The organism is Arthrobacter sp. BK1 (assembly GCF_056680055.1).
Genome location: NZ_CM155263.1, coordinates 3,562,683 through 3,576,122 on the forward strand (window position 1 = coordinate 3,562,683; position 13,440 = coordinate 3,576,122).

At 65.6% G+C, this 13,440-nt stretch carries 8 protein-coding genes; 7 read left to right on the forward strand and 1 reads right to left on the reverse strand.

Annotated features, from left to right (window positions below; all coding sequences use genetic code 11):
• The first annotated feature begins 36 nt into the window (after nt 1–36).
• The 7 genes from glgX (at nt 37) to AC1MCA_RS16380 (ending at nt 12,198) form a co-directional block, all read left to right on the forward strand.
• The gene (gene glgX, locus AC1MCA_RS16350) at nt 37–2,298 is read left to right on the forward strand and encodes a glycogen debranching protein GlgX (RefSeq protein ID WP_479799203.1); all 2,262 of its coding nucleotides are present in this window, start codon (nt 37–39) and stop codon (nt 2,296–2,298) included.
• A complete protein-coding gene (gene treY, locus AC1MCA_RS16355; RefSeq protein WP_479799205.1) occupies nt 2,295–4,625 on the forward strand; it encodes a malto-oligosyltrehalose synthase in 2,331 nt (776 codons plus the stop codon). Before glgX ends, treY begins: the two co-directional genes overlap by 4 nt.
• Nucleotides 4,626–4,627: 2 nt before the next feature.
• Nucleotides 4,628–6,412: a malto-oligosyltrehalose trehalohydrolase gene (treZ, locus tag AC1MCA_RS16360; RefSeq protein WP_479803431.1), complete on the forward strand. Its 1,785-nt coding sequence runs from the start codon at nt 4,628–4,630 to the stop codon at nt 6,410–6,412.
• 89 nt (nt 6,413–6,501) lie between these two features.
• Nucleotides 6,502–9,135, forward strand: coding sequence for a hypothetical protein (locus AC1MCA_RS16365; protein ID WP_479799207.1), 2,634 nt, complete (start codon nt 6,502–6,504; stop codon nt 9,133–9,135).
• Nucleotides 9,136–9,186: 51 nt separating this feature from the next.
• Nucleotides 9,187–10,224, forward strand: coding sequence for an L-glyceraldehyde 3-phosphate reductase (gene mgrA, locus AC1MCA_RS16370; protein WP_479799208.1), 1,038 nt, complete (start codon nt 9,187–9,189; stop codon nt 10,222–10,224).
• A gap of 160 nt (nt 10,225–10,384) precedes the next feature.
• Entirely contained in the window at nt 10,385–11,470 is a 1,086-nt protein-coding gene (locus tag AC1MCA_RS16375; RefSeq protein WP_108597210.1) for an inositol-3-phosphate synthase, read from the forward strand.
• A 209-nt stretch (nt 11,471–11,679) separates the two neighbouring features.
• Nucleotides 11,680–12,198 carry a hypothetical protein gene (locus tag AC1MCA_RS16380; protein WP_479799210.1) on the forward strand — a complete coding sequence of 173 codons (519 nt, stop codon included), beginning with the start codon at nt 11,680–11,682 and terminating at the stop codon, nt 12,196–12,198.
• 135 nt (nt 12,199–12,333) lie between these two features.
• Here the strand turns inward: AC1MCA_RS16380 and AC1MCA_RS16385 are convergent, their stop codons facing one another.
• On the reverse strand, nt 12,334–13,293 hold the full coding sequence (locus tag AC1MCA_RS16385) for a DUF559 domain-containing protein (protein WP_479799212.1): 960 nt from the start codon (nt 13,291–13,293) through the stop codon (nt 12,334–12,336).
• Nucleotides 13,294–13,440 lie beyond the last annotated feature (147 nt).

Consider the following 13,440-nt stretch of genomic DNA (forward strand, 5'->3'; position numbering starts at 1 on the left):
TCCATGCCTGCCGTTGAACAACAATGAGGAGCACATATGGAAATCTGGCCCGGATCGGCTTATCCGCTTGGAGCCACCTTTGACGGAACCGGCACCAACTTCGCGCTGTTCAGCGAGCACGCCGAGAAGGTGGAACTGTGCCTCTTTGACGACGCCGGCGTGGAGACCCGGTTCCCGCTCGACGAAGTGGACGGCTACGTGTGGCACGGCTACATCCCGCAGGTCCAGCCCGGCCAGAAGTACGGCTACCGCGTCCACGGTCCCTACGATCCGGCATCCGGCAACCGGTTCAACCCGAACAAGCTCCTCCTGGACCCGTACGCCAAAGCAGTGCACGGGCAGGTGGACTGGGACCCGTCGTTGTTCTCCTACAACCTGGGCGAGCCTGACTCCGTCAACAACGAGGACTCCGCTTCCCACATGATGATGGGTGTGGTCATCAACCCGTTCTTCGACTGGGACGGCGACCACAGCCTCCGCGTCCCGTACCACAAGTCGGTTATCTACGAGGCCCACGTCAAGGGCCTCACCGCGCTCCACCCGGAAGTCCCTGAAGAGCAGCGCGGCACCTACGCCGGCGTGGCACACCCGTCGGTCATCTCGCACCTTCAGAAGCTGGGCGTCACGGCCATCGAACTGATGCCCGTGCACCAGTTCGTCAACGACGGCACGCTGCAGGACCAGGGCCTGAACAACTACTGGGGCTACAACACCATCGGCTTCTTCGCGCCGCAGAACACCTACAGCTCCACCGGCGACACCGGCCAGCAGGTCCAGGACTTCAAAGCCATGGTCCGCTCGCTGCACCGGGCCGGCATCGAAGTGATCCTGGACGTGGTCTACAACCACACCGCCGAAGGCAACCACCTCGGCCCCACCCTGTCCTTCAAGGGCATCGACAACTCCTCCTACTACCGGCTGATGGAGGGGGACCAGAAGCATTACATGGACTACACCGGAACGGGCAACTCGCTTAACGTCCGTCAGCCGCACTCCCTGCAGCTGCTCATGGACTCGCTCCGGTACTGGGTCACCGAGATGCACGTGGACGGTTTCCGGTTTGACCTCGCCTCCGCCCTGGCCCGCGAGTTCTACGATGTGGACAAGCTGTCCACGTTCTTCGAGCTCATTCAGCAGGACCCGGTTGTGTCCCAGGTCAAGCTGATCGCCGAGCCGTGGGACGTTGGCCCCGGCGGCTACCAGGTGGGCAACTTCCCGCCGCAGTGGACTGAGTGGAACGGCAAGTACCGCGATACCGTCCGTGACTTCTGGCGCGGCGAACCGGCAACGCTGGGCGAATTCGCGTCCCGCATCACCGGCTCGGCAGACCTGTACGAGCACTCCGGCCGCCGCCCCGTGGCGTCGATCAACTTCGTCACCGCCCACGACGGCTTCACCCTGGCGGACTTGGTGTCCTACAACGAGAAGCACAACGACGCCAACGGCGAAGGCAACAACGACGGCGAATCCCACAACCGGTCCTGGAACTGCGGGGTGGAAGGCCCCACCGACGATCCCGTAGTCCTTGGCCTGCGTGCCCGCCAGCAGCGGAACTTCATCGCATCCCTGCTGCTGTCCCAGGGCGTCCCCATGCTCCTGCACGGCGACGAAATGGGCCGCACCCAGCTGGGCAACAACAACGGCTACTGCCAGGACTCGGAGCTGACCTGGATCAACTGGGAGAACATCGACCAGCCCCTGGTGGAGTTCACCGCCGCGGTCAACGCGCTCCGCGCCAAGCACCCCACCTTCCGCCGGAGCCGGTTCTTCGACGGACGGCCGGTGCTGCGAGGAGAGGGCGAGCGGCTGCCGGACATCGTATGGCTGGACCCCGACGGCGAGACCATGAAGCCGGATGCCTGGGACAGCGGCTTCGGCCGGTCCGTGGGTGTGTTCCTCAACGGTGACGGCATCCAGGGCAAGGACAGCCGCGGGCGCCGGATCACCGACGTTAACTTCATGATGTACTTCAACGCCCACGACGACATGGTGAACTTCACCCTGCCTTCGGACGAGTACGCGCCCGCCTGGGACATCATCATCGATACCGCCGGCCACAACGCCGATACCGAACCGGTCAAGGCCGGCGAGGCCCTGCCCGTGGACGCAAAGTCCCTGGTGGTGCTCCGTGCCCACAGCGTTCCTGATGTTGAACCGGATCACTCCGTGGCTGCGTCGCTGGCTGCACTTACCCAGACCACCACCAGCGAAACGGAGTCACTGAGCGCGCCCATGGTGCCCGAACCCGGGAAGACCACCAAAGTGGGGCAACGCCAGAAGAAGGACGCTGAGAAGTGAGGGTCCCCGCCTCCACGTACCGGCTCCAGATCCGCAGCAGCTTCACACTCTTTGACGCTGCCGCAAGGGTTCCATACCTGAAGTCGCTGGGGGCGGACTGGGTGTACCTTTCACCCATCCTGACGGCGGAGCAGGGGTCCGATCACGGCTACGACGTCACGGACCCCTCTGCCGTGGACCCGGAGCGCGGCGGGCCTGAGGGCCTGCTCGCGCTGTCCAACGCCGCCCGCGAGCATGGCATGGGCGTGCTGGTGGACATCGTGCCCAACCACGTGGGCGTGGCGTCGCCGGCGCAGAACCCGTGGTGGTGGTCGCTGCTTCGCGACGGGCAGGGTTCGCCGTACGCTGACGCGTTCGACGTCGACTGGGACTTCGGCGGGGGCCGCATCCGGCTGCCCGTGCTGGGTTCGGACGAGGACCTGGACAAGCTGGAGGTCAAGGACGGGGAACTGCACTACTACGACCACCGCTTCCCGCTGGCCACAGGCTCCTCTTCGGACGGCGACTCACCGCAGGCCGTGCATAGCCGCCAGCACTACGAGCTGGTCTCCTGGCGCCGTGCGGACAGCGAGCTGAACTACCGGCGGTTCTTCGCCGTCAGCACGCTCGCGGGGATCCGAGTTGAGGACCGCAGGGTCTTTGACGAGGCGCACGCGGAAGTGAAGCGCTGGTTCGGCGAGGGGCTGGTGGATGGCCTGCGCGTGGACCACCCCGATGGCCTGGCCGATCCTGAAGGGTACCTGCACTGGCTCAAGGAGATCAGCGGCGGAGCCTACGTCCTGGTGGAGAAGATCCTGGAACCGGGGGAGGAACTCCCCGCCGAGTTCGACTGCGAGGGGACCACCGGCTACGACGCTTTGGCGGACCTGGACCGTGTGCTGGTGGACCCCGCAGGCGAGGCGCCGCTGAACGCACTGGACGCGGAGCTGCGCGGCACCACCGAACCGGCTGACTATGCGGCGATGATCCTGGGCACCAAACGCGCCATCGCGGACGGGATCCTCCGTGCCGAGGTCCTGCGCCTGGCACGGCTGGTCCCCGCAGACGCCGGCCTCACCGAGGACGCGGCGGCGGACGCCATCGCCCAGATCATTGCGGCGTTCCCGGTCTACCGTACCTACCTGCCCACGGGTGAAGACATCCTGCGCGAAGCGTGCGCGGCGGCGTCCGGGTCCAGGCCCGATCTTTCCGACACGGTGGACGTTCTGCTGCCGCTACTGCTCAAGCCCGAGACCGAGCTGGGCCGGCGGTTCCAGCAGACCTCCGGAATGGTCATGGCCAAGGGCGTGGAGGACACGGCGTTCTACCGCTACACCCGGCTGGGAACCCTCACCGAGGTTGGCGCGGATCCGGTGGAGTTCTCGCTGTCCGTGGAGGAATTCCACCGGCGGATGCAGAAACGCCAGGCTGACATTCCGCTGTCCATGACCACGCTGAGCACCCATGACACCAAACGCAGCGAGGACGCCCGGGCGCGGATCTCGGTCATCGCCGAGTGCGTTCCGGAATGGACAGGCACGCTGAACGCGCTCCGCGACGCAGCCCCGCTTCCGGACGGACCGTTCTCCACGCTGCTCTGGCAGGCCGTCGTTGGAGCCTGGCCTGCCAGCCGTGAGCGGCTCCGCGGCTACGCCGAAAAAGCTGCCCGGGAGGCCGGCAACTCCACCACCTGGACCGATCCGGACGAAGAGTTCGAAGCCGCCGTGATGAAGGCCGTGGACGCGGCATTCGATAACCCGGCCGTGAACTCTCTTGTGGTGGACTTTGTGGACGCGGTTTCGCCGTATGGTGCCGCTAACTCCCTGGCGCTGAAGATGCTCCAGCTGACAATGCCGGGGGTTCCGGACGTCTACCAGGGCACCGAATTCTGGGACCGGTCCCTGACCGATCCGGACAACCGCCGGCCGTTCGACTTCGACGCCCGCGAGTCCGCCCTGGCCGGACTGGATCAGGGCGTGCTGCCTCCGGACTTCCGGGACGAGGCCACCAAACTGCTGGTAACCTCCCGTGCCCTGCGCCTACGCCGGGACCGGCCCGAGCTCTTCCAGGGCTACCAGCCTCTGACGGCGTCGGGCGCCGCGGCCGGTCACCTGGTGGCCTTCAGCCGGGGAGCTGCCGGCGGAACGGGCGCCGTGACGCTCGCAACCCGGCTTCCCCTCGGACTGGAACGGTCGGGCGGCTGGCGGGACACCGCCGTCGAACTTTCCACCGCTTTCCGGGACGAACTCACCGGGCGGACCTACGGACCGGGGCCTGTGCCCGTGGCCGACGTCCTCCAGCCTTACCCCGTGGCGCTGCTGGTGCCCGTGAACGGAGCAACCACGTGAGCCTGACCCACAACGGTTCCGGCCGGTTCGACGTCTGGGCGCCGAACGCCTCGGACGTCACGCTGCTCGCCAGCGGCCGGCAGTACCCGATGGTCCGGACGCCGGCAGCTCCCGGAGCGGACGGCTGGTGGTCCGCCCCGGACGCGCCGGCGGACGCGGACGTTGATTACGGTTATCTGCTTGACGGCGATCCGCACCCGCTGCCGGACCCCCGCTCCCGCCGGGTCCCCGACGGCGTCCATGCCCTGTCCCGCACCTACGATCCCGCCTCCTATGCGTGGCAAGACTCCGGCTGGCGTGGCAAGGAACTGCGCGGTGCGGTCATTTACGAACTCCACCTGGGCACCTTCACCCCCGACGGAACCCTGGATGCGGCGGCCGGAAAGCTGGGCTACCTGGCAGAGCTCGGCGTCGATTTTGTCGAGCTGCTGCCGGTCAACGGGTTCAACGGCACCCACAACTGGGGCTACGACGGCGTCCAGTGGTTTGCGGTCCACGAGGGCTACGGCGGCCCGGCCGCGTATCAGCGCTTTGTGGACGCGGCCCACGCGGCCGGCATCGGAGTCATCCAGGACGTGGTCTACAACCACCTGGGACCCAGCGGCAACTATCTGTCCCGGTTTGGCCCGTACCTGAAACAGGGCGACGCCAACACGTGGGGCGACTCCGTCAACCTTGACGGCCCGGGGTCCGACGTCGTCCGGGAATACATCCTGGACAACGCCGCGCTCTGGCTGCGCGATTACCACGTGGACGGCCTGCGCCTGGATGCCGTTCACGCCCTGAAGGACGAGCGGGCCGTCCATCTCCTGGAGGACCTCGGCGCATTGGGTGACGCCATCGCCGCCGAAACCGGGCTCCCCAAGACCCTCATCGCCGAATCGGACCTGAACAATCCGCGGCTGGTCTATCCGCGGGACAGCAACGGCTACGGCCTCGCCGGCCAGTGGAGCGACGACTTCCACCACGCCGTCCACGTCAACGTGAGCGGCGAGACGGAAGGGTATTACGGCGACTTCGCGTCGCTCGGGGTCCTGGCCAAGGTCCTCAAAGACGGCTTCCTGCATGACGGCAGCTACTCCAGCTTCCGCGGGCGCCACCACGGCCGGCCCATCAACACCTCGCTGGTCCACCCCGAGGCCCTGGTGGTGTGCAGCCAGAACCACGACCAGATCGGCAACCGCGCCATCGGTGACAGGCTCTCGCAGTCCCTGCCGTACGGCCCGCTGGCTGTCACCGCCGTGCTGACCCTGACATCGCCGTTCACGCCCATGCTGTTCATGGGTGAGGAATTCGGGGCCTCCACGCCGTGGCAGTTCTTCACCTCGCACCCGGAACCCGAGCTGGGCAAGGCGACGGCGGAGGGCAGGATCCGCGAGTTCGAACGGATGGGGTGGGATCCCGCCGTCGTCCCCGATCCGCAGGACCCGGAAACCTTCCGGCGCTCCAAACTGAACTGGGACGAGTCCACCACCGGTGACCATGCACGGCTCCTGTCGCTGTACCGCTCGCTGACCGCTTTGCGGCGCACGTACCCGGAATTGGCGGGCCTCGGATTTGCGGACACTGATGTAACGTTCGACGACGATGCCGGCTGGCTGCGGTTCCGGCGCGGATCGGTGGAGGTGCTGCTGAACTTCTCGGCGGAGGCCGTGCGCCTGCCGTCCGTGCCGGGCACACTACTGCTCTCGACGGACGACGATTCATTGCTGGACGGCGATTCATTCGTACTCGCCGCGCACAGTGGGGCGGTTCTGACTGCTGGGGCTGGAGTCACCCCGAGTTAACGTAGACACTGGAGTTGCCCGGGCGTACTATGCGCGTACTGACCAGCCGTGATGGACGGCTCGGTGGTGTACGGGCGATGGAGGCCGTCATGGGTGACCATGTCGATAACGCGTCGGAAGTTCCTGCCACGCTGGAACTGCGGATCCACGGCATCCGGAACACTCCGCCCCATGAACTCCTCCGTTCCGGCAACCGGTCCCTCCAACCTGAGGACGTCGAGCTTTCCTGGGGCGATGAGCTGGCGGGTTTCTACCGGGCGAAGCTACCCGAGTCTGACGGTGGCCGTGACCGCGTGGTGGAAGCGTACTCGTGGGGCCGCCTGGCACGGTTCACAGGTGTCGGAGTGGCCGGAAGGATTGCCGACGCCGCAGTCCGGACCGCGTGGTTTCTGCTCATGCCTTTTGGCCTTACCAACGCCGCGTACTGGAGCCGGCCACTCCCGGTGATGCAGCAGCAGGCGGCCACTGACCCAGTGACAGCGCTGGCGGTGCCCCGGGTGGATTACGCCGACGGATCGCGGCGCGGGCACGACGGGGCAGGCCGGATCAGGCTGTTCTCGCTGGTTCTGACCCTGTACTTCGTGGCGACGGTTGCCGTGGTCTCCATGGACCTGATCGCGGTCCAGTGTTTCCCGCCGGATATTGAAGGCCAGTCCGGGCGGGTCTGCGCTGCCTTGCCGTCCTTCCTGGACGGGCTGGCGGGCTGGACCCGTGGCCAGCGCGTTGCGCTGTTCGCCGTCCTGCCCATCCTGGCGGTGGGCATCCTTGCCGCCATCGCGTACCTGGCACGGACCCGGTTCCATCCCCGGCCGAGTCTCCAAGCCGGCGCGCCCGGTTTACCCACGACGGGCGTCCCGGCCATTCCGGTGCTCCCCACCCTGATGGTCCGGAACCTGTGGGAGGCCCGGAAAGAGATCCGCTACAACGGGTTCCTCCACGTCTGGGCGGCGCTCGCAGCGATTGCCGCCATCATTTCGTGGGACGGATTCTGGTCACGGGTGGACGGCGTGACCTGCGGAAGCCCGGCCACCTTCTTGACCCAGTGCCTGCCACAGCTGGATCCCGGCCGGATCGACCCCTCCGGTTACGTGCTGGCGGTCGCGTGGCTGATCGCAGCCGGCACAGTGGTTGGCGCCGGGGTAGAGACGGTCCGGAAGTCGTCGGACAACCCGGACATGCCATCCCACGATGGCCCGCCGTGGATGCTGCAGATCGGCGTCGGGTCCTGTGCCGCTGCCCTTCTGGCCGTGGTGGCAGCCGTCCTTCCGTGCACCGCCGGCTATGAGTGTGGCGTCGGCGGAGCGGCCCGCCTGCTGGGACTGGGGAGCACCCCGGCCGCGCTCATGCTGGTGATGCTCGCGGTGATCCTCAGCATGAGCCTCCTGAGCCGGGATAACTATGACAAGCGCACGCTTGGCTGGCGGGGCAAAGGGTCCGCGGTCTTCTCGACGCTGGCGCTGGGGGCTGCCACCATCCTCAGCTGCGCCATTGTTGGCGGTGCGGCCACCGTTTTGCAACGGAACTTCGAGCGCCGAAGTTCCACCGACGACGGTATGTGGCGGTTCGGCCCCATCGTGGGCGATGTCCTGTTCCCACCGTCGGTCTTCACCCTCTTCAGCGGACTGCTGCTCGTGGTGATCCTGGCCGGCGCCATCGCGTGGGGGATCTGTTCGCTGCTCGCCGTGCGGAGGATGGACTGGAACACCCCGGAAGCTGCAGTGGCGGAACTGCTGGCGGCGTACGGTGCGCCGCCGCCCCTTCCCCAGCGGGAGGCGGCAGGCCTCAAACTGGTGGCTGCCAGGCGGACCGCTTCCCTCGCCCACCGTGCGGAAGCCGGGGTGTCCCTGCTGGCCATCCTGATCTTTGTGGGACTGCTGACTGCCCTAATCCTGGGCACCGTCAAGGACCTGTGGGGCTTGGGAGGGGCGGACCTGTTGTTCACGTTCATCGAAAGCATGGGAGTCCTGGGCCTCGCCGCAGCCGGCGCCACCATCCTGGGCCTCGCCGTGCTGTCCGCCAGGCCCAATTCCCGGCCATTGGCCCTGCTCTGGGACCTGATGTGCTTCATGCCGAAGACCGCCCACCCGTTCGGTCCGCCGAGCTACGGGGAGCGGGCGGTCCCTGAATTTGCGGCCAGGATCGCCGCCTGGCTCGACGGAACCGACGGCGCACCGCCGGCTAAATGCGGCATGGTGGCCATCTCGGCGCACAGCCTGGGGGCGGTGATCGCGGTGAGCTCACTGTTCCACCTGAAGTCAACGCGGCCGGACCTGCCCTTCAACCGGATCGGCCTGCTGACCTACGGGACCCAGCTGAGATCGTACTTCGGCCGCTTCTTTCCCGAACTATTTGGGCCGGCGGTCCTTGCCACCGCCCCCGTCGCCAGGACGAAGCTCACCGCCGCGGGAAGCCCCGACGACGACCGTGTGGACGCCGGCGGTCCCACAGGTCCGGCCTACCAGAACCTCAGCCACATCCTCGGCGCCGGATCCAACAGATGGGTGAACCTGTACCGCAAGACGGACTACCTCGGCTTCCCTGTGCTTTACAGGGGCCCTGGAGGTGCCGAGACTGTGGAGACCGACTCCTATGCCCAGGAAATGGATCCCTTCACCTATCAGTTCATGGTGGTCAGCCACAGCGACTACCTGCAGGCGCCCCAATACGAGCAGGCGATTGCCGGCGTCGTCAACGCCTTGCCGGCTCCGGCTCCGCCGCCGTAACCATCCCAGCTGCGGTCTGTCGCCTGCGTCACAGGTGGCAGGATGGAACGTATGACTTTTTCAGCCGCGGACAACCGCTATGACTCCATGCCCTACCGCCGCGTCGGCCGCAGCGGACTGAAGCTCCCTGCCATTTCCCTTGGCCTGTGGCACAACTTCGGTGACGACAAGCCGTTCGAAGTACAGCGGGCCATCCTGCGCCGCGCCTTCGATCTGGGCGTCACCCACTTCGACCTCGCCAACAATTACGGCCCGCCCTACGGCGCCGCAGAAACCAACTTCGGCCGCCACTTCAAGGACGACTTCAGGCCGTACCGCGACGAACTCATCATCTCCAGCAAGGCCGGCTACGACATGTGGCCCGGGCCGTACGGGAACTTTGGCTCCCGCAAGTACCTGCTGGCCAGCCTGGACCAGTCACTGGCGCGGATGGGCCTGGACTACGTGGACATCTTCTACAGCCACCGCCCGGACCCGGAAACCCCCATGGAAGAGACCATGGGCGCCCTGGACCAGGCCGTGCGTTCGGGCCGGGCACTCTACGCAGGCATCTCGTCCTACACTCCCGAGCAGACCCTGGAAGCGGCCCGGATCCTGAAGGAACTGGGTACGCCGCTGCTGATCCACCAGCCCAGCTATTCCATGCTGAACCGCTGGACCGAGAACGGCACGCCCAACCTCTACGAGGCCCTGGACCAGGTGGGCGCAGGCTCCATCGCCTTCTCCCCGCTGGCTCAGGGAATGCTCACGGACCGCTACATCAATGGCGTGCCGTCCGATTCGCGGGCAGCCCAGAACAAATCCCTGGACGAAGGCCTGATCGCCGGCGAGAACCTCGAAAGGGTCCGCGGACTCCACAAGATTGCCGAAGGCCGTGGACAGACCCTCGCGCAGATGGCCGTAGCCTGGATTCTCCGTGAGCAAAGCAAGGGCTCATCGGTGACCTCCGCACTGGTTGGCGCGTCCAGCGTGCGTCAGTTGGAAGACACCCTGACCGCTATCAACAACCTCGACTTCACGCCCGGGGAACTGCACGCCATCGACGAATTCGCGGTTGAATCGGACATCAACCTCTGGAAGCAGAAGTAGGCAGCGAGTCACACAAGGGCGCAGGGGCCGGGAACATTCCCGGCCCCTGCGCAGTTGGGTAAGATGAAAAGGGCGCCGAATGGCGCTCTGCCTGCCGTCCGCCGTCGTACTTTCCAGTACGCCTTGCCGGGATGGCTGAAGTTGTCTTCAAAGGAGTTCCGTGTCTTCAAATCCGATTCGTGTTGCAATCGTTGGTGTGGGTAACTGCGCCGCCTCGCTGGTCCAGGGTGTGCAGTACTACCGTGACGCCGATCCCCAGGCCACGATCCCCGGCCTGATGCACGTGGAGTTCGGCAAGTACCACGTCAACGATGTCCAGTTCGTTGCCGCGTTCGACGTTGATGGCAAGAAGGTCGGCGTTGACCTCGCAGATGCCATCCTCGCCAGCGAAAACAACACCATCAAGATCGCCGAAGTACCGCCCACCGGCGTCACCGTACAGCGCGGCCACACCCTGGACGGACTCGGCAAGTACTACCTCGAGACCATCGAGCAGTCCACCGAAGAGCCCGTTGACGTTGTCGCTGCCCTCCGCGAAGCGAAGGTCGACGTCATGGTCTGCTACCTGCCCGTTGGCTCGCAGGAAGCCGCCGAGTTCTACGCCCAGGCAGCGATCGACGCCGGCGTGGCCTTCGTCAACGCGCTTCCCGTGTTCCTCGCCGGCACCAAGACCTGGGCCGACAAGTTCACTGCCGCCGGTGTCCCGATCGTGGGCGACGACATCAAGTCCCAGATCGGCGCCACCATCACGCACCGCGTCATGGCCAAGCTTTTCGAAGACCGCGGTGTCACGCTGGACCGCACGTACCAGCTGAACGTCGGCGGCAACATGGACTTCAAGAACATGCTGGAGCGCGACCGCCTCGAGTCCAAGAAGATCTCCAAGACCCAGGCTGTCACCTCCAACGTCGAGGCCGAGATTGCGCCCCGCGACGTCCACATCGGCCCTTCGGATTACGTCCAGTGGCTGGATGACCGCAAGTGGGCCTTCGTCCGCTTGGAAGGCCGCAACTTCGGTGACGCGCCGGTGTCGCTCGAGTACAAGCTGGAGGTCTGGGACTCACCCAACTCCGCCGGTGTGATCATCGATGCCATCCGCGCCGCCAAGATCGGCCTGGACCGCGGCATCGGCGGCCCGTTGCTCTCCGCCTCAAGCTACTTCATGAAGTCGCCGCCGGAGCAGTTCAACGACGACCTCGCCCGTGAAAAGGTCGAAGCCTTCATCCGCGGCGACCTGGAGCGCTAACCCCCTTTCGACGCTCTGGCACTTCCTGCAGGTTTTCACGCAACGCTCTCTCACTTCCTGCAGGTTTTCACGCAACGCTCTCTCACTTCCTGCAGGTTTTGACGTAACGCTCTCTCACCTCCTTCGGTGGGGGAGCGTTTTGCGTGGATGCACCGGGTGCCCGGCGCTACACTGAACCGACCTCTGTGGTCGCTGACGTGGGGGGCAGCATGAAGTGGTGGCTCAAATTTGGCCTGGCGGTGACCGGTGTGATTGGCATTGTTGCCGCCTTCATCGCCGGGTTCCTCTGGCTGGACTACAACAAGAGCGCGGAATCGGTCCCGCGTGTCAGGGCGGCCGCAGACCAGTTCGTTCCGGGTGACGGCTGGACCTTGACGAAAGATCACTTCAAAGGCCCGGGAGCATATTGCGTAGCGGTCCGCTGCCCTGGCATTCAACGGATTTGGGAGCGCTACGATGCCCCGAAGGCTCAAGACGCCATCCGGATGATCACTGAATCCGGCTACCTTTTGAACTTCTCCGACTGCGTCGATGTCTCCGTCGACGAAAGGCTTCCAGGCGGAAACGGCGTCACCAGTTATGGATGTCAGACGACGCCGGTGGGGGACTTCCGGACCCAGGTCAGCGTCTACATCAACCAGGACTGGAATGCTGCACCGGATTCGGGGTTGCCGCCGCACGTGTATAAGTTGGTTCTCCTCGTCAGCCGGGTCAGCTCCACTGACTGAGCGGCCCCCTGGCGGTGCATCGCCGGGCCGCGGGGTGCATCACCACAGTGACCGCTCCCACGAACGCTCTGGCACTTAACGTCGGCTTTTTCATGACGCTCTGGCAGTTCCCGCAGGTTTTGAGCGAACGCTCTCTCAGTCGATGCGGGCAAAACCTGCTGCTTGGGGATGGTCAAGCCAGCCGGTGCGAAACTCCCGCTTGATCTTCACGACGGCGCGCTCGAAACCGTCGGCAAGATCGGACTTGTCGAACACCAGCACAGTCCACCCAGCTGATTCGAAAGCCTTGTCTCTTCTCCTGTCGCTGAGTATCTGGGCATCCAGGAGGTGATGCCCGCCGTCGTACTGGATGGCAAGCCGGCGATGACGGTAGCCGAGATCCGCCGACGGTGAGAGCGCGTCACCTGCGCGCAGAGTCACCTGGAGTTCCGGCTCGGGCAGGCCGGCATCCGCGAGGGCCATGCGAAGGAGTGACTCGGGCGCGGAGTCCGCACCCACACGCATCAGATCCAGGGCCTCGCGAGCGCGGACTACACCCTGCAGATTTGGGTGGCGGCTGAGCATCGTGTGCAGCCCGGCAATCGTGGCGTAAGGCTCCGTCCGTCCCTCGAAGTCAATCCTCGGTACGCGGAGCAGTTCATCACCCATGCTTACCAGGTCTACTAGAGGCAACGTCCGGGCCAAATCGAGCCAGGTGCGGGAGCGGGTGCTCATGCGGATGCCGTCGACCAGTTCCGTCTCTTCTTCCAGCGCAAGTACTGTATGGCCGCAGATCCCTTTTCGGCGGACCGGTGAGAGAGAACGAGGCTTGCTCAAATGGAGCTCGGTGGAATCGGCGAGCCAGGGAGGCAGCGGCTGACATCTAAGCCGGGCAGCAGTGACGTGCGAGATCCAGGCGCCAGGCGATGCGGCTGACAGTGCCCGGGCAGCCCCTTCAAGGTCGAAGTCCCAGCCCGCAGGACGGTACAGGCGTCGACCAACGTGGATCACATCCCGGCGGCGGAGCCTGCTTGGCGTGGCACCGGACGCCAGTGCGGATTCGAAGGTGAACGGGGCAGCCGCCAACGGTCCGGGCAGCGAGCGATGCTTTTGCATGATGGCATTGTGGCTCAAAACCACGTGCGGCTGCAGAAGTTATCCACAGGGGCTCGAGACGGCATTGGGAGGTGCCAGAGGGTTGGGGAAATACCTGCGGGAGGTGCCAGAGGGTTGGTGAAATAACCGCAGGAAGTGAGAGAGCGT